This window comes from Microbispora sp. H10836 (assembly GCF_012999525.1).
Classification (GTDB): domain Bacteria; phylum Actinomycetota; class Actinomycetes; order Streptosporangiales; family Streptosporangiaceae; genus Microbispora.
Genome location: NZ_JABBWU010000037.1, coordinates 1 through 22489 on the forward strand (window position 1 = coordinate 1; position 22489 = coordinate 22489).

General features: G+C 68.9%; 17 protein-coding genes. 8 read left to right on the forward strand and 9 right to left on the reverse strand.

The annotated features are described in order from the left end of the window. The 3 genes from HHX30_RS38835 to scpA all read left to right on the forward strand — a co-directional run. A partial coding sequence (locus tag HHX30_RS38835; protein ID WP_283246994.1) for a biotin/lipoyl-containing protein occupies positions 1-213 on the forward strand: 213 nt, incomplete at its 5' end. A 100-nt stretch (positions 214-313) separates the two neighbouring features. Beyond that, positions 314-2068: a methylmalonyl-CoA mutase family protein gene (locus HHX30_RS38840; RefSeq protein ID WP_169988943.1), complete on the forward strand. Its 1755-nt coding sequence runs from the start codon at positions 314-316 to the stop codon at positions 2066-2068. Beyond that, positions 2065-4218 (forward strand): methylmalonyl-CoA mutase, encoded by a 2154-nt coding sequence (gene scpA, locus HHX30_RS38845; protein WP_169988944.1) that lies wholly within the window; start codon positions 2065-2067, stop codon positions 4216-4218. Before HHX30_RS38840 ends, scpA begins: the two co-directional genes overlap by 4 nt. A 207-nt stretch (positions 4219-4425) precedes the next feature. On the opposite strand, the gene HHX30_RS38850 is transcribed toward scpA, so the two are convergent. The 3 genes from HHX30_RS38850 to HHX30_RS38860 form a co-directional block, all read right to left on the reverse strand. Next, positions 4426-5928 carry a non-reducing end alpha-L-arabinofuranosidase family hydrolase gene (locus HHX30_RS38850; protein ID WP_169988945.1) on the reverse strand — a complete coding sequence of 501 codons (1503 nt, stop codon included), beginning with the start codon at positions 5926-5928 and terminating at the stop codon, positions 4426-4428. A 657-nt stretch (positions 5929-6585) separates the two neighbouring features. Further along, a complete protein-coding gene (locus HHX30_RS38855) occupies positions 6586-6966 on the reverse strand; it encodes a hypothetical protein (protein WP_249350945.1) in 381 nt (126 codons plus the stop codon). Between the two features lie 316 nt (positions 6967-7282). After that, positions 7283-7588, reverse strand: a complete 306-nt coding sequence (locus HHX30_RS38860) for an ABC transporter ATP-binding protein (RefSeq protein ID WP_169988947.1) — start codon at positions 7586-7588, stop codon at positions 7283-7285. A 210-nt stretch (positions 7589-7798) separates the two neighbouring features. On the opposite strand from HHX30_RS38860, the gene HHX30_RS38865 reads away from it, so the two are divergent. Continuing rightward, the gene (locus HHX30_RS38865) at positions 7799-9268 is read left to right on the forward strand and encodes an MFS transporter (protein ID WP_169988975.1); all 1470 of its coding nucleotides are present in this window, start codon (positions 7799-7801) and stop codon (positions 9266-9268) included. 92 nt (positions 9269-9360) lie between these two features. Here HHX30_RS38865 and HHX30_RS38870 read toward each other — a convergent pair whose 3' ends face one another. The 5 genes from HHX30_RS38870 to HHX30_RS38890 all read right to left on the reverse strand — a co-directional run bounded on the left by HHX30_RS38870 (position 9361) and on the right by HHX30_RS38890 (position 17627). Continuing rightward, positions 9361-10422: a patatin-like phospholipase family protein gene (locus HHX30_RS38870; protein ID WP_169988948.1), complete on the reverse strand. Its 1062-nt coding sequence runs from the start codon at positions 10420-10422 to the stop codon at positions 9361-9363. Then, on the reverse strand, positions 10412-11305 hold the full coding sequence (locus tag HHX30_RS38875) for a hypothetical protein (RefSeq protein WP_169988949.1): 894 nt from the start codon (positions 11303-11305) through the stop codon (positions 10412-10414). Before HHX30_RS38875 ends, HHX30_RS38870 begins: the two co-directional genes overlap by 11 nt. 122 nt (positions 11306-11427) lie before the next feature. Further along, entirely contained in the window at positions 11428-13830 is a 2403-nt protein-coding gene (locus HHX30_RS38880; RefSeq protein ID WP_169988950.1) for a dynamin family protein, read from the reverse strand. Between the two features lie 135 nt (positions 13831-13965). After that, a complete protein-coding gene (locus HHX30_RS38885; RefSeq protein WP_169988951.1) occupies positions 13966-16317 on the reverse strand; it encodes a dynamin family protein in 2352 nt (783 codons plus the stop codon). A 521-nt stretch (positions 16318-16838) separates the two neighbouring features. Then, positions 16839-17627 carry an IclR family transcriptional regulator gene (locus tag HHX30_RS38890; protein WP_169988952.1) on the reverse strand — a complete coding sequence of 263 codons (789 nt, stop codon included), beginning with the start codon at positions 17625-17627 and terminating at the stop codon, positions 16839-16841. Positions 17628-17694: 67 nt separating this feature from the next. On the opposite strand from HHX30_RS38890, the gene HHX30_RS38895 reads away from it, so the two are divergent. Genes HHX30_RS38895 through HHX30_RS38910 form a run of 4 tightly spaced genes read left to right on the forward strand, consistent with a single transcriptional unit; the run spans position 17695 to position 21726 of the window. Continuing rightward, the gene (locus tag HHX30_RS38895) at positions 17695-18852 is read left to right on the forward strand and encodes a cupin domain-containing protein (protein ID WP_169988953.1); all 1158 of its coding nucleotides are present in this window, start codon (positions 17695-17697) and stop codon (positions 18850-18852) included. Beyond that, the gene (locus HHX30_RS38900; RefSeq protein WP_169988954.1) at positions 18849-19697 is read left to right on the forward strand and encodes a fumarylacetoacetate hydrolase family protein; all 849 of its coding nucleotides are present in this window, start codon (positions 18849-18851) and stop codon (positions 19695-19697) included. Before HHX30_RS38895 ends, HHX30_RS38900 begins: the two co-directional genes overlap by 4 nt. Further along, positions 19697-20407, forward strand: coding sequence for a maleylpyruvate isomerase family mycothiol-dependent enzyme (locus HHX30_RS38905; protein WP_169988955.1), 711 nt, complete (start codon positions 19697-19699; stop codon positions 20405-20407). Before HHX30_RS38900 ends, HHX30_RS38905 begins: the two co-directional genes overlap by 1 nt. A gap of 26 nt (positions 20408-20433) precedes the next feature. Further along, on the forward strand, positions 20434-21726 hold the full coding sequence (locus HHX30_RS38910) for an FAD-dependent oxidoreductase (protein WP_169988956.1): 1293 nt from the start codon (positions 20434-20436) through the stop codon (positions 21724-21726). Positions 21727-21757: 31 nt separating this feature from the next. On the opposite strand, the gene HHX30_RS38915 is transcribed toward HHX30_RS38910, so the two are convergent. Then, positions 21758-22372: a TetR/AcrR family transcriptional regulator gene (locus HHX30_RS38915; RefSeq protein WP_169988957.1), complete on the reverse strand. Its 615-nt coding sequence runs from the start codon at positions 22370-22372 to the stop codon at positions 21758-21760. Between the last annotated feature and the right edge of the window lie 117 nt (positions 22373-22489).

Here is a 22489-nt window from a genome sequence, read left to right on the forward strand (position 1 = left end):
CTGGTGAGCCCGATGCAGGGCACGATCGTCAAGGTCGTCGCCGCCGACGGCGACACCGTCGAGCCCGGCGACACGATCGTCGTCCTGGAAGCGATGAAGATGGAGCAACCGCTCACCGCCCACAAGGCGGGAACCGTGGTCGGCATGTCCGCGGACGTCGGCGCCACCGTGGCCGCGGGCGCGGTCATCTGCGAGATCAAGGACCAGGCATGAGCGAGCGAAGCGAGCGAATACGTAGGCACAGTGCGATTCGGCTGGGTCATCTGCGCGACTCCGGCACGACGCGACCCGAGCCGTCAGGCGAGGAGGAGGCGTGAGCGCCGGTTTCCCTTCCGCCACCCGGGAGCAGTGGCGCGAGCTGGCGCGGGAGGTCCTGCGCCGGTCGGGCCGGGAGACGGACTCGCCCGAACAGGCGCTGGCGAGCACGACCTACGATGGCATCACCGTCGCCCCGCTGCACGACGTATCCGACCTGCCCGAGAGGCCGGGGCTGCCCGGGCTCGCGCCGTACGCACCCGGGGGTCGCGGTCTCGGCGGCCCATGGGAGGTGCGGCAGCGGCACGAGGTCGCCGATCCGGAGGCCGTGCTGACCGATCTGGAGAACGGCGTCGACTCGCTCTGGCTGGCCGTCGCCCCGGAGGAGCTGCCCCGCGTCCTCGACGGCGTACGCACGGACTGGATTTCGATCACGCTGGACGCGGGCGACCGGACCCGGGAGGCGGCGGACGCGCTGCTGTCGCTGGCCGCACGGCACGGCGTCCCCGCCTCGTCGCTGAGGGGCTGCCTCGGGGCCGATCCCCTGAGCCGCCGGGCGCCTGTCGAATCCGGTCTCGCCGGGATGGCCGAGCTCGCGCGGCGCTGTGCCCGCGACCTGCCCGGGATGCGCGCGGTCGTCGCCGACGCGACGGCCTACCACGAGGCCGGCGGCGGCGACGCCGAAGAGCTCGGCTGCTCGATCGCGACGGGCCTGGCCTACCTGCGGGCGCTCACCGGCCACGGGCTCGGTGTGCGTGAGGCCTTCGGCCAGGTGGAGTTCCGGTACGCCGCGACCGCCGACCAGTTCGCGACGATCGCGAAGCTGCGGGCGGCCCGGGTGCTGTGGGCGCGGGTCGCGGAGGTCTGCGGTGGACCACCCGGTCAGTTCCAGCACGCGGTGACCTCGGCGGCGGTGATGACCCGGCGGGACCCGTGGACGAACATGCTGCGTACGACGCTGGCGTGTTTCGCGGCGGGCGTGGGCGGGGCCGACGCGGTGACCGTGCGGCCGTTCGACGACGCGCTCGGCCTGCCGGACGGCTTCTCCCGCCGCATCGCCCGCAACACCTCCACCTTGCTGGTGGAGGAGGGCCAGGTGGCCAGGGTGACCGACCCGGCGGCCGGGTCCTGGTACGTGGAACGGCTCACCGCCGACCTCGCGGAGAAGGCCTGGGAGTGGTTCCAGGAGATCGAGGAGGCGGGCGGGATGGCCGCGGCGCTCGCCTCGGGACTCGTGCGGGCGAGGATCGCGCGTACCGGGGAGAGCAGGGCACGCGACATCGCGCGCCGGAAGGCGCCGATCGTCGGTGTCAGCCAGTTCCCCGACCTGTCCGAGAAGACGCCCACGCTCGCCCACGCACCACGGCCACCCGCGGGAGCACTGCCGAGTGTCCGCCACGCCCAGGAGTTCGAGGACCTGCGCGACCGGGCCGAGGCCCTGCCCGTCCGGCCGAAGGTGTTCCTGGCCGCCGTCGGCCCGGTGGGCGAGCACGCGGCCCGGGTGTCGTTCGCGGCGGGGCTGTTCCAGGCCGGTGGCGTCGAGACGGTCACGTCGAGCCCGGCCACCGACCCGGCCGTGATCGTGAAAGAGTTCGCCGCGAGCGGCGCGGCCGTGGCCTGCGTGTGCTCCAGTGACCCGCTGTACGCCGAGCACGCGTCCGCCGTCGCGCACGCGTTGCGGAAGGCGGGCGCGGTCAGGGTCTGGCTGGCCGGCAAGGGCCGGTACGACGGCGTGGACGGAAACCTGTACGCGGGGTGCGACGTGATCGAGGTGCTGCGCACGACCCTCGCGGATCTGGAGGCAGACGAATGATCCCGGATTTCCGAGGTGTGGCCCTGACCGGATCCGGGCGACCGGACACGCCGTCCGAGCTCGGCGGGACCGCGTGGGACAGCCCGGAGGGCATCCCGATCGCGCCGTTCTACACGCCCGTGGATCTGGAGGCGTCGGCCGCGGCGGGGGAGTACGACCCGTGCACCTATCCCGGCATCGCGCCGTACGTGCGCGGGCCGTACCCGACGATGTACGTGACCCGGCCGTGGACGATCCGGCAGTACGCCGGGTTCTCGACGGCGGAGGAGTCCAACGCGTTCTACCGGCGGAACCTGGCGGCCGGGCAGAAGGGCCTGTCGGTGGCCTTCGACCTCGCCACGCACCGGGGGTACGACTCCGACCACCCGCGCGTCGCCGGTGATGTGGGCATGGCGGGGGTGGCGATCGACTCGATCCTCGATATGCGGATCCTGTTCGACGGCATCCCGCTGGACCGCATGAGCGTGTCGATGACGATGAACGGCGCGGTCCTGCCGATCCTGGCGCTGTACATCGTGGCCGCCGAGGAGCAGGGGGTGAAGCCGGAGCGGCTGAATGGGACCATCCAGAACGACATCCTCAAGGAGTTCATGGTCCGCAACACCTACATCTACCCGCCGGGCCCGTCGATGCGGATCATCTCCGACATCTTCGCCTACACCTCGGCGCACATGCCGCGCTTCAACTCCATCTCCATCTCCGGCTACCACCTGCAGGAGGCCGGGGCCACCTGCGACCTGGAGCTGGCCTACACCCTGGCCGACGGGGTGGAGTATCTGCGCGCCGGGACCGCCGCCGGCCTCGACATCGACGCCTTCGCGCCGCGGCTGTCGTTCTTCTGGTGCATCGGCATGAACTTCTTCATGGAGGTCGCCAAGCTCCGCGCCGCCCGGCTGCTGTGGTCGGACCTGGTGAAGGACTTCGGCGCGAAGGACCCGAAGTCGCTGGCCCTGCGCACCCACTCCCAGACCTCCGGCTGGTCGCTGACCGCGCAGGACGTCTACAACAACGTGGTGCGCACCTGTCTGGAGGCCATGGCGGCCACCCAGGGGCACACCCAGTCGCTGCACACCAACGCCCTGGACGAGGCGCTCGCCCTGCCGACCGACTTCTCCGCGCGGATCGCCCGCAACACCCAGCTCGTGCTGCAGCACGAGTCGGGCACCACCCGGGTGATCGACCCCTGGGGCGGCTCCTACTACGTCGAAACCCTCACCCGGCAGCTCGCGGCCAAGGCGCGGCAGCATATCGCCGAGGTGGAACAGGCCGGCGGCATGGCGCGGGCCATCGACCAGGGGCTGCCGAAGCTCCGCATCGAGGAGGCCGCCGCCCGCACGCAGGCCCGCATCGACTCCGGCGTCCAGCCCGTCGTCGGCGTCAACAAGTACCGCACCGACGCCGAGCCGGAGGTGGAGGTGCTCAAGGTCGACAACACCGCCGTACGCGCCCGGCAGATCGAGCGGCTGCGCAGGCTGCGGGCCGAACGCGACGGCGAGGCCGTACGCGTCGCGCTGGAGGCGCTCACCCGCGGGGCGGCCACCGGCGGCAACCTGCTCGCCCTGGCGGTGGACGCGGCCCGGGCGCACGCCACGGTGGGCGAGATCTCCGAGGCGCTGGAGAAGGTGTTCGGCCGGCACCAGGCCAACGTGCAGACCATCTCCGGGGTGTATCGGCAGGAGATCGGCGCCGGAGCCGACGCCGTCCGCGAGGCCGGCGACCGCTTCGCCGAGGCCGAGGGACGGCGCCCGCGGATCCTGGTGGCCAAGATGGGCCAGGACGGCCACGACCGGGGGCAGAAGGTGATCGCCTCCGCGTTCGCCGACCTGGGCTTCGACGTGGACGTCGGCCCGCTGTTCCAGACCCCGGCCGAGGTCGCCCGCCAGGCCGTCGAGGCCGACGTGCACATCGTCGGAGTCTCGTCGCAGGCCGCCGGGCACCTCACGCTGGTGCCCGCGCTGCGCGAGGAACTGGCCGCGGCCGACGGCGACGACATCATGATCGTGGTGGGCGGCGTCATCCCGCCCGGCGACGTCCCCGCGCTGCTGGACGCCGGGGTCGCCGCCGTCTTCCTGCCCGGCACCGTCATCACCGACGCCGCCCTCGGCCTCGTACGGGAACTGGCGGCCCGGCTGGGCCACGACCTGGGGTGATCGGCGTGGCTGCCGGTGCCGCGGCAGGAGGCGAGCGCCGCCCTCGGACAGCAGGACGATCTGGGCTCTCCGCGTGACTGTGGCGGGCTCGGCTGCGCACCGAGCCCGCCACGCCGGTTCCGCCCGGCCCTGATCGCGTGCCGTGTCGGCGCTCACCGCCTTCGGTGTGCGCCGTCGACGCGATCGGGCCGGACCTGAATCACGCCGTCAGCGCTGCAGCGTCAGCACGCCCGGCCGGTAGGGCAGGAGGCCGTAGTCGCCGCCGGAGCTGGGGCTGCGACCCTGGTAGAGCAGCTGCAGGTTGCAGGGGTCGACGGTCTTGGTCTGGTCGGGGTTGTTGCGGACCAGGTCGCCGTGACTGATGTCGTTGGTCCAGGTGGCGCCGCTGTTGGCCTTGCCGGCGAACGGGTTGCTCTCGCTCGTGGCCTGCGGGGTCCACGTCCCGTCCAGGCTGGTGGCCGTGTAGGAGCGGAAGTAGCGGCCCTGCGAGCCGATCGACTCGACGAGCATGAGGTACTTGTTCTGGCCCTGGAGCTTGTAGACCTCGACGCCTTCGAACAGGTTGTTCGTCGTGTCGCTCATGATCGTCGTGTAGTTGGAGCCGAAGCTGCCCGGGAAGTTCCCGATGGGCATGCTGGACCGGTAGATCTTGCCGTTGTCCCCGGCGAAGAACAGGTACATGTTCTGGCCGTCACCGATGAGCGTCTGGTCGATGGGGCCGGTGCCGGAGCCGGTGATGCTCGCGGTGGACAGGGTCTGCTGCGCCGACCAGCCGTTGGGGTTGGTGGGGTCGCTGGAGGTCCGGTAGGAGAAGGCGGTCCCGCCCCACTGGTAGGCCAGCACCCAGATGTTCTTGGGGGCGAAGTAGAACAGCGTGGGCGCGACAGTGGAGAAGTTCATCTTGGTCTGGGTGGCCGAGGCCATGTCGGACCAGTTCGTGAAGGGGCTGAAGGCCATCGACCCCCAGCTCGACCCGGTGTCGTGCGTCGTCGCGTAGACGAGGTGCTTGCCGTTGTAGACGACGTTGGTGAAGTCCTTGAGCGAGACCCAGCCCGACTTCGGAGTCGCCAGCGCGCCCGTCGAGGTCCAGCGGTACGACGACGGCAGGTTGCACGTGCCGGTCGGCGTCACCGACGGGGACGGAGACGGGGACGGAGAGGCCGACGGCGACTGCGACGGTGACTGCGACGGTGACTGCGACGGTGACTGCGTCGGGGAGGGGCTGGGCGAGCCCGGGCTGCCGGTGCAGGCCACACCGTTCAGGGAGAACGAGGTGGGCACCGTGCTGGAGCCGTTCGAGGAACCGTTGAATCCGAAGGTCGTGTTGCCGCCGCTCGGAATGCTCCCGTTGTAGGAGACGTTGGTGGCGGTCACCGACGAGCCGGACTGGGTGTGGGTGGCGTTCCAGATCTGGGTGATCTGCTCGCCGGAGCCGAAGGACCAGGTCAGCCGCCAGCCGTTGACCGCGTCACCGAGGTTGTTGATGGTGACGTTGGCGTTGAAGCCGCCCGGCCAGCTCGAACTGATGGTGTAGTCGACCCGGCAGGCGACGGCGGCCTGGGCGGGCTGTGTGGTCATCAGGGCGCCGGCTCCGGCCAGCAGGACCGGAATGGAGCCGATCGCGAGGCCGCGGCGCGAGGCCCGCCGGGGCGGTGTCGCGGTGGCGGCGGCGGAGGGGCGCGGTGACCGCGCTCGCCAGGGCAGACGCATTCGAAATCTCCTCATCATCATGTCCGGCCGCCATCGGGGCTGGTGCGGGCAGCGGTCAGGTGTCGCGATGCCGTTCGCGGTGAACCCGGATGCTGCGGAGCCAGCCGGCGACGACGGAGCCGTTGTATGAAAAGCGGACACGCGAGGGTCACCTCGCGCGATCGACGCCGCGTCCCGTGATCAGGGAACGCACACCACCAGGGCGTCGCGAACGGCGGTCCTCACCGCACACCACCACAGGGCAGGAGGAAGCCGCCTTGAGGACACAGTCTGGAAATCATGCCGAAATGTGTCAAGTCCCCTGCGAAAGTTTCAGAGTGACGCTCGCGCCGTCACCCACGGCGTCCCCTGAAACGCCTGATGGAACGTACGCCCGTCCGTCGCCCCGCTGCGGGCGGAAGGTTGCGCCCTTGACGTCGCCTCTTCGTCTCGTATTGGATCCGACCTGCTGCGACCAGCCGGCGGAGAACGACGACAGGGGGGAATGTTAACGCTAACAAAAGGCCGGGGGCCACCACCCGGCGGCCATGGTGCGGGGCGGTCCGGCGGACAGACACCACGTCCCTGGTGCCGCCACCTCGGAGAGTCACCAGTGAGGAGGTTCACGGCGGCGAAGACGAATCCCGGACGGCCGCTTCGTCGTGTCACCCGAAACGGTCACAGGGCGGATGCCAGCTGCACCTCCATGGCGGCCGGCTCGGCATCCGCGTGACTCTGTCGCCTGTCCGTCGAGGACTCGGCCGGGAGCAGGCGCTTGGCGGCGAACTTCAGGCGGTCCTCGACGTATTCCGGCGTCATGTGGCCGTTGAGCCAGCTGATGACGCTGCTGCTCCACAGGGATTCGAGCATGTGCAGCGCGCGGTACTCGGCGGCCGTGGTGCGGTGCGCCGGCCCCCAGGCGGCGAGGGCCATGAGGTCCGGCAGTGTGGTGGCGTCCTCGGTTCTGATCAGCGGCGTGTCGTCCGGCTGCTCGTCCGGCGCTTTGGGGATGTGGTAGGCGCTGAGCGCGGCGTGCGCCCAGCCGCGGTTGTACTGCATGGCCCGGAAGGCGCGGTGGAGGACTTCGGCGGCGCGTCCCTCGGGCGTGCGCCGGCGCGGTGACGCTGGCCGACACCACGTTGGCGCCGGAGGACATGATGCGCGAGGCGATTCAAGCGAGGACGTGGTGCCGACCGTCTTGCCCGGCAGCACCTTGATGTGCTGAACATCCACGGGTTCTTGTCCCCCAGAGTGACGACCTTGCCGTTGATGCCGCGCACCGTCTCGCCGGTGAGCTCCGGCAGGTCGCCGAGGATCTTGGTGATCTCCTCCCCGGCCTGCCGGGGCGAGTCGTGGCTCGCCCCGCGTACGGGGGTCAGTGGACGACGGCGGACATGCCGAGGTAGGCGGCGGCGACGCGCTGCTCGTGGACGTCCGACCGGTCGCTCATCCAGCGGAGGTGACCGGTCTGCAGGGCGCCGACCTGATCGGCGACGATGAGGACGTCCCGCGCCTTCTCCTCGACGAGCACCACGGTCGTGCCCTCCCGCCGGAGGCGCCGGAACGCCTCCATGATCTCCACGGTCACGATCTGGGCGAGCCCGAGCGACGGCTCGTCGCTGATGAGCAGCCGTGCGCCGGCGGACGAGGAGGCGAACGCCCAGAACCTCAACGGGACCACCGAGGACACCCGCGAGGCGATCCGGGCCTTCCTCGAGAAACGGGACCCGTCTTCCGCAACCGCTGACCGGTCGGTGGCCGGGACCGACCGGGACTCCAGGTGGCCGGACGGCTAGGGTGGCGAATCGTCCTCGACGGAAGGAGCACGGTGGCGACGCCCATCACGGGTGCCAGATCCGGTGTCGTCACCGGTGCGCTGGCGTTCAGCGGCATGATCGTCTCGATGATGTTCACCCTGGTGGTACCCGTCATCCCCGACCTGCCCCGCCTGCTGTCGGCCCCGGCGGAGGACGCCTCCTGGGTCGTCACCGTCACGCTGCTGTCCTCGGCCGTGTTCACGCCCGTGAGCGGGCGGCTCGGCGACATGTACGGAAAGCGCCGCATGGTGGTGATCAGCCTCACGCTGATGGTCGCGGGCTCGCTCGTCTGCGTGGTCGGCGACTCGCTGCTCGTGGTGGTGATCGGGCGGGCGCTGCAGGGCTGCGCCGTCGGCGTCATCCCGCTGGGCATCAGCATCATGCGCGACCTGCTGCCGCCCGAGCGGCTCGGCTCGGCCATGGCGCTGATGAGCGCCACCCTGGGCGCCGGCGGCGCGCTCGGACTGCCGCTCGGCGCCCTCGTCGTGCAGCTCGTCGACTGGCACATGCTCTTCCTGGCGGCGGCCCTCATGGGAGCGGTGGGCCTCGTCCTCACCCTCGCGCTGGTGCCCGCCTCCCCGTTGCGGACGGGCGGACGGTTCGACTTCCTCGGCGCCGCGGGGCTGTCGGCGGGCCTGGTGTGCCTGCTGCTGCCGGTGAGCAAGGGCGGCGGCTGGGGCTGGGACAGCCCTCTCACTCTGGGGCTGTTCGCCGCGTCGGCGGTGATCCTCCTCGTGTGGGGGTTCGTGGAGCTGCGGATGGCCGATCCGCTGGTCGACCTGCGGGCGACCGCCCGGCGTGAGGTGCTGATCACGAACGTCGCGTCGATCGCGTTCGGATTCGCCATGTTCGGGCCCAGCCTGGTGTTCCCGCAGGTGCTCCAGGCCCCGGGCGTCACCGGTTACGGCCTGGAACTGTCCCTGTTCGAGGCCGGGCTGTGCATGGCCGTCGGCGGCGCGATGATGATGGTGCTCTCGCCGGTCTCGGCCCGTCTCACCGGCACGTACGGGCCCCGGGTGACGCTCATGATCGGCGCCCTGTGCACGGTCGCCGGCTACGCCGTCGCGCTGTTCCTGATGGACGAGGTCTGGCACATCGTGCTCGCCGCGACCATCGCGTCCTCCGGGGCCGGCCTCGGCTACTCCGCGATGCCCGCCTCGATCATGGGCGCGGTGCCCGCCTCCGAGACCGCCGCCGCCAACGGCTTCAACTCGCTCATGCGCTCCATCGGCACGGCCTCGGCCAGCGCGGTGATCAGCGCCGTCCTGGCGGCCCACATCGTGCCGGCCGGGGCCTTATCGCTGCCGTCCCGAGAGGGGCTGCGGCTCGCGCTGATCACGGCGACCGTCGCGGCGGTCGCCGCGTTGGTCATCGCCGCGCTCTTGCCGAGGGGACGCGGGCGCGCCGGCCCGTCGGCGAGCGGGCGCCCGGAGAGGCGCCGTCGGACATCAAGGCACGCACAACCCGAGGACTCCCCCCGGGCCGGCCCGGTCACAGCATCAAGCAGGCGGAGTGGCCGGGCACCCGGCGTTCCCCCGGGCTAGATGTACTGGCCAGCAGGCTGATGACGGCCAGGAGCACAGCTTCCGCGGAGATCCCAGCCGCGCCCCGCGGCTGGCCGGGGGTGACCGCTTTTCTACACGTCGGGTGGAAACTCCCGGTCCAGCTCATCGGCCGCGTCTATTGCCAGGGAGAGGTTGGTCCGGTGGCGTTCTGTCGCTTCGAGCGCCGAGCGAAGGGGTTTCAGCGCGTGCTCCGCATCCTCGTAACCACGCTGGATGAGCCAGTCTATTCGCTTGGGCGAAAAATCGAGCATGCCGTTCGCCCAGCCGACAGGCCCCGCATCCGCGAGGGGACGGGTCGGACGGATTTCGACTATCTGTAGCCCCGGATAATCACGCGCATTCCACAACGACCCCTGGTGAAGATGCACGACGACAACGAAGTGACAGTCGGGGTCGGCCGCGATAGGTCCAACCGGAAGGTTGTCGAACAGGCCCCCGTCCCAGTAGCGGATGCCGGCGACCTCCCGGGGTGGCAAAACTGGCGGCAGGGACGCACTGGCCAGAATCGCATGGTGAACTTGCGAGGCCGCCAGCTGGGTGATGCAGAGCCATCGTCCCTTAGTGGTGAAGGGCGCCCGGATCACGTCGAGCAGCCAGCCCCAGCTGGGCACGACCATACCGAGGCCGGCGGGATAGGCCGACACATAGAAGCGCGGTCCGGCATGGAGTTTGTCGATGTCGACGTGTCGGACGATGAGATCTTCGATGAAGCCCTGTCGTAGGACCGGGTTAGCTAGATGCGAGATCATGTTGTTCAGTTGTCCCAGCGCTCGCGCACCCGGCGGGTCCCAGGCGTCGGAATACGGTGGACCGGGCGGCCCGCCAGGCGGAAGCGGAGGAAGCGCTTCGGCTCGTCCCGCTGCGGCGCCTACCTCGCGCCATACCCTCAGGAGCCGGTCCGCGCCATCCTTGAGAGACTTATCGCAGGCCAGGATCGCGCCGTTCAGCGCTCCAATGCTGGCTCCGCAGATTATTCGGAGTTTCAGCCCGTGCCGGGCGAGACATGCCGCGACCCCTGCCTGATATGCGCCTTTGGCGCCGCCCCCACTAAGCACCAGTCCAACTCGGCCTTGCGGTTCCGGCGCTGCGGAAAAGGAAAGCCGACCGTGTGTTTCCATCGCATCATCCGTCATCGTCGTTCTTCAAATCCGCACGGAGAACGTGGGCCGCGTCGGCTTGCTCGTTGACGATGCGCCGAACGAAACCAATCGGCTCCGCGCTACCGTCAAGCCATCCGTGCCGCAGCCGGACCAACTCCAAAGCGATCTTCCCCGGATGCTCCGGCCTGCCATCGGGGATCGCTGCGAGTTCGAGTGCCGTCATCAACGCCGCGCACAGCGGCAACGTCGGCGTTGCCAATCGTCCGGTCAGCCCGCTTCCGAGGAGTTCCGCGATCAGCAGTTGCCGCTCGGCCGTGTGAAGCCGGATGGCGGTCTCGTCGAGCAGCCCACTTACAGTGAACGGTGCGGGGATCGCCCTGCGGGTCCAGTCGTGGCCGAGAATGCTGTTGATCAGCTTGTCGCGGTATCCACGATCACCGGTGAGGTACTCGACCTGGCCTGCGGGGCCGGTGGCTACCTCCCAGGCAAGTAAAGCAATCTGGCATAGCCAGGGCAGATCGCCGTACGTCTGGCCGCTCGCCCATGCTCCAACCGATAGCTCGAAGCTTTCCTGGGCCTTGAACCTGAGCTCCAGGATGTCCTGCCGGCGTTCGATCCAGTCCAAACGGCGCTCCAGCTCGGCGAGCCGGTTGTCCACTTGGCTGAGTGCTTCGCCGAGGAGCTCGGCCAGCAGGCGCATGCTTTCGGTGTTCCGCTGGCCTACGGCGTCGACCTGCGCGAGTTGACGGCGGGTGTCGACGACGTGCCGTGTCACTCGGGCCAGAGTGAGGTTGGTCACCGCGCTGCTCTCGGTCACCTCGGTGACCCACTCCATCAGCGCACGCTGACCGCCGGCAAGCGCGCCAAGAGCGACTCGATCGGCCTGTGCGCTCTTTCCCGTGATCCCGTCGATCATTCGACCGAAGACTGACCTCCGGCGCTTACTCAGATCCTCGGTGACTCGGATGCCGTTGGCCAGTTCGAGGAGCATCCGATCCGGAACCAGGGGAACTCCACTCGCCGTCTGTTCCAAAGAACTCATATCGGCTGTCTTTCAGTGATCTTCAGGCTCAGAGCGAGGTTCGTGGCCAGCCGAGCGAACTGAGAATCGGCGGCGGATGTTGGCGTGAGGGCGGCTAGAAGGCGCTGCGCAGTGGCTCGTCCCAGCAGACGTCCCCCATCCCGGTGCAGCGTGGTGAGAATCGCCTGGCGTGCCTGCAGGATGCCGGAGCGAGCGAGCAGGCGCGACGCGATTTCCCGTCCGCGAGCGGCGTCGAGCTCTGTCAGACGCTCCTCCCAATCTCCTGGGTAGTAGACGGAGAGCAAGGCCCGCATTCGATCATTTCGGCCCGCGCACTCCTCCTCCGGGCAATCTGCGGAACAAGGTCCTGCCAGATAAGTCAGCGCAACCTGGGCCTGGTGCGCGGCCGTCTCCAAGATGTGCTCGTCCGTCACCCCTAACTCTCTGCGCACCAGCCGGCGCACGCCCGCTTCATCGCGGTCTCCCGGCCGTCGCTGGTCGACCCGATTGATCACAGCCCAGACGCCCTGGTCACCAACTTTCTCGATGAACGCGCTCAGGAGTTCGCGAGTTGCCTGATCTGCCTCGCTGGACAGCCGGGTGAAGTCGAGCACGATAATCACCGCGTGCGCCTTGTCTAGTTGCGCCTGAATGAGTGACCGTAGCTCCCCGGACAAGCCCCCCTCGTCCAATCCAGGGGTATCGACAAGTTGGATCCGGCTTCCCCTGGGCCCGCGGTCGCCGCCGCCGTACGGCACGAGCACATTTATGGGCTCACGCAGGCTGGAAGGCAGGGGTGCGCCCGGGGTCAGGAGCAAGCCCAGCCGGACGAGGTCGTTTATTTCGGTCAACGTCTCCCGAACGCGATCGGCACCGATGTGTTCGTCCCCCATCTGGAAGCCGCTCGATCGTAGCCGCCGGACCATCTGCGCGAGATGTAGGTGGCGCTCAACTTTGAGGCGCGCGGACTCGGGAGGATCGACCACGGAGCGAATCCGGTTGGCGAGCACGTGCAGTCCGCGGAGGAAATCGCTGTCCAGGTGCAGCGTGGGAGCCGGGCACTCGTCGGGACTGTGGAGCGACAGACAGGTTGGAAGGCAAGTCATCGCGGCGTGCCGCGTCGGCAGTACTTCGGCACCCAGGAGCGCGTTTATCAGGGTGGACTTTCCGGCGCTCATGGGCGCGATGACCACGACTCGCACGTTGGCGGGGCCGTTGACCAGACGCGTGAGTTCGGTCGCGGTGTCTGCCAAGATCCCAGGGTGTTCTGCGGCTACGGCCAGTGGCCAGCGAAGGATCGGAGGAACCTCGCCGTCCACGCCGATAGCGATTTCCTCGGCAGTTCGTCGGAGTTCGGCGAATTCCGACGCGAGGTCGTGCAGGGTTCGCTGTTGCATCAGTACAGCGGCGAGTTCATGCCCGTTCGAGCGCCTCGTGGCGACGAAGATGTCCTTGCAGCGGGACACGTAGGTGTCGCGTGCCGTGAGATGGGCACCGAACGGCCCTCGCCACAAATTCTTCAGGTAGGTGTTGATCTCGGCATGAAGCGCCTCAATCACCTGGTTGCATGCCGTGGCCAGCGAGGCGTGAATGGCATCGCAAGTCACCATGTAGCCGCGGTGGCCGAAGAACCTGAGGTCACGCGGATAGGAGTGAGCCAGGATGACCCGACGCACCAGGGACGTCTCGGGAGTTGTGGGTTGGGCGGCGTTGTAGACCGCCGCCCGGAGCGCCTCCGCTACGGGCTCCATCCGGGGAGCCGCCGGCCGGGCTGATGTGTCCGGCGGTCCGGCGCCCACGAGTTCCGCGATCCCACCGACGGTGCTCCCGCCGATGTCGATGGCTACTGCCGATAGCAGGGTGCGTAGCGCATCACCTGCCGCTGCAGCTTCGGCATGGTACCGGCCCACGGCCCTGTCGATCTCCAGTAGACAGGTCTGGACGGCGAAATCGATGGATCTCAGTATCGGCAGGCAGTGGCATTCCAGAAATTCGTGTGCGTGGTCGCCTGAGGCGAAGACCCTTGCATGTGCCCGGCCCAGCCGAGCAGTCGCCCCGGGGAGTGGCGTGTTACGCAGTGATTGGAGCGCGGCGGCCGAACTACGGACGGCGACAGCGACGGCATCGTGCGTGGCAGACGTGATCTGATCACGGATCTGTGCCGCCGACGGGAGCTTGGCAGCAGCCTCCGTAAGCCGCCGCTCCCCGGCGAGCAGTCGGTCGAGAGAGTGCAGGTAGGCTTCGGCACGGGTAGAGAGGCGTGCGTCCATCGCTTTCGCACCAGCGTTGACCGCAGCCTGCAGGAGCACCGTCAGATCTCGTACCACGCTCACGTCGCCCACGGCGCCCACGGGCGCACCGGTCAAGGCTGCTCTCACCTCACAAGCGATGAGATCGGTGAAGCGGCTCAGATCCGGCACCTCGCCCCGGCCATTCGCCGCGGTATCTCCAAACAAAGCGGCTAGCCCGTTCAGGCAGGCGACGAGCCTGGCTCGCAATCGCGACGCCGCCGGTTCTCCGTGACGTGAGGACGTGTTTGCGCCCAGTGCGGCAGATCACTTCCCAGCCTTGAGCTGGCGCTGGAAGCTCGCGATCGCGGTGAGATGTTCCTCGGCGGCGGCGATGATGGCCGTGAGCCTGGCGTGCATCTCCTGCTGCTGCGCGCCGCTCTTACCGATGTCCTCCAGTGCCTGCATCAGGCTGGCGTAATAGCGTGCGAGAAATGCGTCCAGGCCGTCGTAATAGGTCTTGAGCTGCGCCGACAACTCTCCGACGACGTACTCGCCGAGCTCTTGCGCGATTTGGTCGATCTGACTGGAGAAACTCGTGCTGAGCTCTTGCTGCACTATTTTCTGGCTGACAAGGAAGACTGATTCCTCGACGTCATAATCCTCAGAGACGATCCTCTTCCGAGGTATTACCTTAAGCCAGTACTTCCATTCTCGGACCTTTTTTTCAACGCTCCGAGTCTTCTTGACCGTGTGCCTCCGCTCCTGCGGGCTGGCCACAGAGACCTCGAGATCCTGATAAGCAATGTCGAGTTCGGGCACGGTGAGCGTGACCTCGAACGCGGTCGAGAGGCGGTGACTGGCCCGCTCTATGATGGGGCGCGCTTTTCTGTCCTCGGCTGCTACGACCTTCGTCGCGATCTCGGAGACCGCATCGGCGATCTCATCGCGGCCCTGCTCCAAGGCGCTCCGCAGCGGCTCCATCAGAGCCGCTGTCAGAAGGGTGATGTGACGGTCCGCCTCTTCCCTTGTAGCGAACTCCAGCACCCCGGGGGATCGGTGCTTCTTCCCGGTGATGGCGTTTCCCACGGTCTCCCTTGCGTGCTGGATGCGGCGGCCAAGCCTGTCGAAGACGCCCGTGTCCAATGGAGTGGAGTGGGTATCGCCGACGTCGAGCGCCGACAGCACACGGTCACCGGCCTCGCGCAATTCGGCGATGTGGACGTTCAACCGGCCCTGAATCTCATGGCTGAGCTGCTTCGGCTTCGGCATGTCCGACCGTAGCCTCTCCAGCAGCTTCGTCTCCTTCTGCAGCGCCCGCAGCTCATCCTGGATCCGCTTCGAGTTGGCGGCGGCTCCTTGCATGCGTAACTGAGCCACTTCGATGAGGGATTTGAGTAGTGCAACGAGCCGGTTCAGAGCCGAGCCGATCAGAATCGGCATGGCCTCCGCGCGCAGCCGGCTTATCACGTGCTGGAGGAGTTGCGGAACTCCCGACTCATCCCATTTACGGGCCGCACGCTTCCGCAGCTGCTCGTGACTCCAGGTACGCAGTGCATCGTCGCGATCCTCGTCGTCCTCGTACTGCTCCCAGATGAACTGACGGGCCGCCGGGTCATCGGCGATGACCAACTGCTCGCCCTTCCGATCGAGGGCCGCGAGCGTCTTGGCCGCGACAAGTCCTAGACGGCCTTTCGTCTCGAATATCCGCCGGTCCTCAGAGTCCTCGACAAGACCGAGGTCTATGCGGACGAAACGCTGGACGCCCTCATTGTCGCGGTCACCCGGTCTCCGCTGGTCCACCTTGTTGACGACCGCGTACAGTTTCCCCCGGCCGATCTGCTCGACTACCGGGTCGGTGAGATTCTTGATCTTCTCATCCGCCTCACGGCCCATTGCGGTGTAATCCAGCAGAATCAGAACAACATGGCAGTTCTCCAATTGGGTCCGGACCGCGCCAGTGAGCCGGACCGCGACCCCCGTCTCGTCGGGCCCGGGGGTGTCGACGAGTGAAAGCCGGCCCGTCGTCTGGGCCATGTCCAGTTCAGGTCGCCGCCAGTAAGGAGTGCGCAGCGTGGGGGCGTCGGAGAGTTGACCGATGAGATCCGCCTCCGGGAGCAGCATGCCGCTGAGTCGCACCAGATCGTTCAGCAGGATCAGCACCTTGAGCACGCGCGTATGCCCCCGGTAACTCTCCTCTATTGGACCGAGACGCCTTGCGCGCAGGTCTTCGAGCAGCTCTTCCAAGTGGGAGAGCTTATCGGCGAGCGCGGCGAAGTGCTTTTCGACCGGGTCGGCCAGGTCCTCGATGAGCGAGGAGAAAAGCAGAGCGTCCTTCCTGGGGATGTTCAGCTCCGGTTCGCTCAGGTCGTCCGCCAGCTCGATCCGGGTTGGCAGGGTGGTCATCGCCTCACTGCGTGCTGGCAGCAGGTCGTACCCGACGATCGCATTGATGATCGTCGATTTTCCGGCCTTCATCGGCGCCACGATCGGCATGCGCAACTCGAGGTCGACCACCGACTTGAGCTGACCACGGAGGTGCCGCAAGGACGCCTCTGAGTCACCCTCATCGGGTGACCAATGAAGCGCAGTGGCGGTGGCCTCTTCCAGTAGTTCGATCACGGTGGAGAAACGCGTGACCACATCCTTGTGTAACTGCAGCCAGTAGTCCGGCTCCACAATATTCCTTTCAGCATGGAAGATACCGGCTCGACTCATCCGAAGAGTAACGCCACGCTGCCCAGTTGTCAGTCATTCACCTCGATCCGAAAAAATTGACAGCAACTCCGTGAATTATTTGAGGTCCCTCGTTAATGCGACTTTCGGCCGACACCGTCCGCACGCCTCGGGTAATTGCTGAGAAAATCGGACCTACCAGCGGTCAGCCAGCGCTAGACCGATGTTCGCCGGGATGCGACGGGTGCCTCTCGACAGTGGCAGACGCAGGTCATCGGCATTAGTGAAAGCCTGCAGCACGGCTTGCAGCGCCTGGCGGATGATGTCGTCGGCGTCGGAGGCACTCCAGCGACTCGAGCAGAGCAGGCTCGTCCAGAGGCATCGTGTGGTGTGTCCTCCGCGAGTACCTTTGGTGGGGAACTCGCTGATCGTCACACGATGGCTCGCCGCATGTCCGGGGCTTACACCCGCCTGGAGTTACATCACGCGAGGGGGCGCGGCAGGCGCAGAGGTCTGGTGTCTGTTCAGACGGCGCGGCCCAGATCGGCCTCCACGGCGCTCGCGACACGGGAAAGAATGTCGACCAGTGACGGCAGCCGACGCTTGTCGTAGCGTCCGCTCGGCATCGACACCGACAGACCGGCGAGGGCGGTTCCGTCCGGGTCCCTGACCGGCACGCCGAGTGCCACCACGCCGCGCTCCGAGCGGCCCTGGTTGAGCGCGAAGCCCTTACGCCGCACCTGGGCCAGCTCGGCACGCAGCCGGTCCAGGTCGGGCCGCGTGGTGAGCCGGTCGGTGGGCCGGTCGGCGTGCCGCTCGGCCGGGTAGACCGCCTCGAGTTCCTCGTCGGTCAGCTCCGCCAGCAGCAGCAGCCCCGTCGTGGTGTGGTGGGCCGGGAACACCATGCCCTCGCGGGAGCCCACCCGCAGGCTCTGGAAGCACTCGACGCTGGCGATGAACCGGACCGTGTCCCCGGTGCGGACCGCCAGGTTGGCGGACTCGTCGAGCATGCCGACCAGCCGGTGCAGGTGTGGCAGGGCCGCCGCCCGCAGGCGGGAGGCGGCCGAGGGCGAGTGGGCCGCGAGCTCCAGGACCGGACCGGCCCGGTAGAGGCGCCGCTCGTCCTGGACCGCGAAGTCCCGGTAGACCATCATCGCGAGCAGCCGGTGCGCTGTGGAGCGGGCCACGCCCAGCCGATCGGCGACCTCCGAGACGGTCAGCTCGCCCTCCAGCTGAAGCATCGCGGCGATCCGCAGGGCGTGGTCCACACTATTGATCAGGTAGGTCGGCGGATTCTTCAGCGGCTTGCTCACGGGACCCTCGATTCTGCAAAGCAGAATTCGGCGTTCTTCATCGCGTTACAGCAGCAACATTAGCCGTATGAGCACTGCTGCGACCACGCCAGAGTCCCCGGTGCGGCTCCGTGCGATCGACGCGCCGGACCAGCCCGACGTCACCCCCGCGCTCGAAGACCTCTACCGCGGTTTCGAGCAGGAGCTGCTCGTGCCGCTGTGGACCGAGATCGGCGACCTGATGCCGGCGCGTCCCCGATCGCGCGCGGTGCCGCACCTGTGGCGGTGGGAGAACCTGCGGCGGCTCGCCGCGCAGGCCGGCGACCTGGTCCCGGTCGGCCGCGGGGGAGAGCGGCGGGCGATCGCGCTGGCCAATCCCGCACTGGGCGGACGGCCCTTCGCGACGCCCACGCTGTGGGCCGCGATCCAGTACCTGATGCCCGGGGAGGACGCTCCGGAGCATCGCCACACGCAGCACGCCTTCCGCTTCGTCGTCGAGGGCGAGGGCGTGTGGACGGTCGTCGGCGGCGACGCGGTCCCGATGCGCCGCGGTGACTTCCTCCCGCAGGCCGGCTGGAACTGGCACGCCCACCACAACGCGACGAGCGAGCCGATGGCCTGGATCGACGGCCTGGACATCCCCTTCCAGTACGTCACCGAGACGCAGTTCTTCGAGTTCGGCCGCGACGAGATCAGCGACGCCGAGCGGATCACCCCCGAGCGGTCGCGCTCCGAGCGGCTGTGGGGACACCCCGGCCTGCGTCCGCTGCCGGCCGGAGAGCTCACCCCGGGTACCCCGCTGCTGTCCTACAAGTGGGAGTTCACCGACCGCGCCCTGGCCGACCAGCTCGCCCTGGAGGCCGAGGGCTTCGGCGGCACGGTCGAGCCCGGCCACGCCGCGGTCCGCTACATCAACCCCGCCACGGGCGCCGACGTGCTCCCCACGCTCCGCGCCGAGATGCACCGCATCGCGCGCGGCGCCGAGACCGCCCCGGTCCGCGAGACCGGCTCGTCCGTCTACCAGGTCTTCGACGGCTCGGGAACCGTGACCGTCGGCGACAGGACCTGGACGGTCACCCGCGGCGACCTGTTCGCCGTCCCGTCCTGGCAGCCCTTCTCGGCCCGGTCCGAGGCGGGCTCCACCGACTCCGACTCCGGCGCGCTGGATCTGTTCCGGTTCAGCGACTCCCCGGTTTTCGAGGCCCTGCAGCTCAACCGCACTCATATCGAAGGGACCACCCGATGAAGCTCGCCACCCTCCGCGTCGACGGCTCGACCCGCGCCGTACGGCTCGACGGCGACCGGCTGGTCGACCTCGGCGCCGCCGATCTCGGCGAACTCCTCTCCCGGGATGACTGGGCCGCCGCGGCCGCCGCCGTCGACGCCGGCACCGCCACGACGTACCCGGTCGACGGCGCGGACTTCGCCCCGGTGGTCCCGCGGCCCTCGAAGGTCGTCTGCGTGGGCCTGAACTACCGGAACCACATCCGGGAGATGGGCCGCGACCTGCCGCGGTACCCCACCCTGTTCGCCAAGTTCGCCGACTGCCTGATCGGCGCCGGCGACGACATCGCCCGTCCCGAGGAGACCGCGGAGTTCGACTGGGAGGTGGAACTCGCCGTCGTGATCGGGAAGCCGGTCCGCCGGGTCAAGGACACCGAGGCCGAGGCCGCGATCGCCGGCTTCACCGTCCTCAACGACATCACCTGCCGCGACTGGCAGTTCCGCACGCGCGAGTGGCTGCAGGGCAAGATGTGGGACTCCTCCACCCCCGTCGGCCCCTACCTCGTCACCCCCGACGAACTGCCCGGCGGCGTACGCCCCGAGCTGGAGGTCAGCCTCAGCGTCGACGGCGAGGTCATGCAGCGCGACACCACCGGCGACCTGCTCTTCGACCCGGTCGCGCTGGTCGAGTACGTCTCGACCGTCGTGCGCCTCAACCCCGGCGACGTCATCGCCACCGGCACCCCCGGCGGCGTCGGCCACGCCCGCGACCCCAAGCGCTACCTGACCGGCGGCGAGCGCGTCGTCGCGGAGATCCAGGGCATCGGCCGGCTCGACAACACCGTGGCCAAGGACGGGGCGGCCTGATGCGCCGCACCTTCGGCGACACCCTCGGCTGGAGCGAGACGGGCACCGAGCTGTTCCTCGCCACCGTCGCCGGGTGGGGCGAGGAGGAGTACCTCGCCCCTTCCGGGCTCCCCGGCTGGACCCGCAAGCACCTGGTGGCCCACGTGGCGGCGAACGCCGACGCACTGAGCAACCTGGTGCGCTGGGCCGCCACCGGCGAGAAGACCCCGATGTACTCCTCGCCCCGGCAGCGCGACGCCGACATCGAGGCCGGCTCCCGCAAGCCGGCCGCCGAGCTGGCCGCCTGGCTGGACACGTCCGCCGGGCGGCTCGCCGCGGGCATCGCCGGGCTGGACGACGACCGGTGGAACGCCGAGGTCGTCACCGCCCAGGGCCGTACCGTCCCCGCGACCGAGATCCCCTGGCTGCGCTCCCGCGAGGTCTGCGTCCACGCCGTCGACCTGGCCTCCGGCGTCGCCTTCACCGACCTGCCGGCCGGATTCCTGACCGCCCTGGCCGACGACATCGCCGCCAAGCGCGGCGGCGCCGCGGGTCCCGCGGTCGTCCTGGCCGCCACCGACACCGGCGACCGCTGGGAGCTGCCCGGCGAGGGCGAGCCCGTCGCCGCCGGCGGCCCGCTCGCCGAGGTCGTGGCGTACCTCGCCGGACGCCCGCACACCCTGACCACCCCCGACGGCTCCCTCGCGCCGGCCCTGCCGGCGTGGCTGTGAGCGTCCCGGCCATCGAGGAGAGCAGCGTGACGACATCCACCACCTCCGCCGGCCCCGTCGACGTCCTGGTCGTCGGAGGCGGCATCGGCGGCCTGAGCGCGGCCTTCGCCCTGGCCCGCGAGGGCCTGCGGGTGCGTGTGCTGGAGCAGGCGCGCGAGTTCGGCGAGGTCGGCGCCGGCCTGCAGATCGCGCCCAACTGCACCCGGATCCTGCACGACTACGGCCTGCTGGAGGAGGCCAAGAGCCTCGGCGTGGTGCCGAAGAGCATGGTGATGCGCGACGCCGTCGACGGTCGCGAGCTGACCCGGCTGGACCTGGTCGACCTGCAACGCACCTACGGCTTCCCGTACATGGTCATCCACCGCAGCGACCTGCACGGCATCTTCCTGCGCGCCTGCCGGAGCGCGGGAGTCGGCCTGGTCACCGACGCCCGCGTCAGCGGCTACGAGAACACCGCGTCCGGCGCCCGGGTGCTGCTGGCGGACGGCCGCACGGACGAGGCCCGTATCGTCATCGCCGCCGACGGCCTGCACTCGGTCGCGCGCCGGCTCCTGGTCGAGGACGAGCCGGTCAGCTCCTCCTACGTCGCCTACCGCGCCGCGGTGCCCATCGAGCAGGCCGGCCGGGACGTCGACCTCAGCGAGGTCTCGGTCCACGTCGGCCCGGGCTGCCACTTCGTGCAGTACGGGCTGCGCGGCGGCGAGATGCTCAACCAGGTCGCGGTCTTCGAGTCCCCCAAGGCCCGCGCGGGAGAGGAGGACTGGGGCACGCCCGACGAGCTGGACGCCGCCTTCGCCGCGACCTGCCCGGAGGTGCGGGCCGGCATCCCGCTGATGTGGCGTGACCGCTGGTGGCGGATGTTCGACCGCGATCCCATCATGACCTGGGTCGACGGCAACATCGCGCTGCTCGGCGACGCCGCCCACCCGCCGCTGCAGTACATGGCGCAGGGCGCGATCATGGCCATAGAGGACGGCTGGGTGCTCGCCAGGCACGTCGCCGCCCGCCGCGCCGGGGACGGCAGGATCGACTGGCAGGGTGCCCTGGCGGCCTACGAGGCCGTGCGCCCCGAGCACTGCCGGCGCGTGCTGACCACGGCCCGCGCCTGGGGCGAGCTGTGGCACCTGGACGGCGTGCCCCGCCTCCAGCGCAACACGCTGCTGCGGGCCCGCGACACCTACGACTACTCCTTCACCGACTGGATCTACGGCCCCACGGCGCTGACGCCGGAGGAGGAGCCGCCGATGTTCACGCCGATTCCACTCGACTCCGTTGAGGGTGACCCTGCCGACGCGACTCTGTCGGCGTCTCCGGCCTGATCAGGCTCCCGCCTGATCGGCTTCGGTCTGCTCAGTGGCGCCCGATCGAGCCGACCCAGCTCTCGGTGAGGACGTCCAGCATCTCGTCGTGCCCGACGCCCCAGGTCCCCGGCGTCCAATGGCGCGCGACGTAGTCGAGCTCGGTGATGGCGATGACGCTGCGGAAGTGGCGGGTGCCGGCCGGGAACCGGCCGGCACGGTCGAGCCCCTCCTTGATGTCGCCGATGGCCTCGTTCAGCCACTCGTCGAGGAGCGCGCGGATCGCGGGGTCCACGGCCGCGGCCTCGAAGGCGGTCGTGGTGTAGGGGCGGATCTCATCCCAACGCTGTGAGGTCGAGGCGAGCCACGCGCGGATCCGCTCCCGCGAGCCGTCCTCGACCACCGCGACCAGCTCACGCTCGGTCGACCCGTGCTCGGCGGAGGGGACCCGGTCGAGCGCGGCGTTGAGCCGCTCCGAGATGAGAGCCTTCATCAGCTCGACCTTCGAGGGGAAGTGCGCGTAGAAGGTCACCCGCGTCGTCCCCGCCGCCGACGCGATGTCGTCGACCGTCGCCGTCGCGTAGCCCTTCGACACGAACAGGTCCAGACCGGCATCCAACAGGAGCTTCCGCGTCATCTCCTTCTGTGCCGCACGAAGCCTCGCCATGCCCGTCAGCATAGGGCACCCCGGCCGCGTTCCGCTCTCGCTGACTGTTGTGAATACATACTGCTCAATTGGTTGACGTCGCGTCAAGTGATGTGCCACCTTGCACAGCCAACGGGA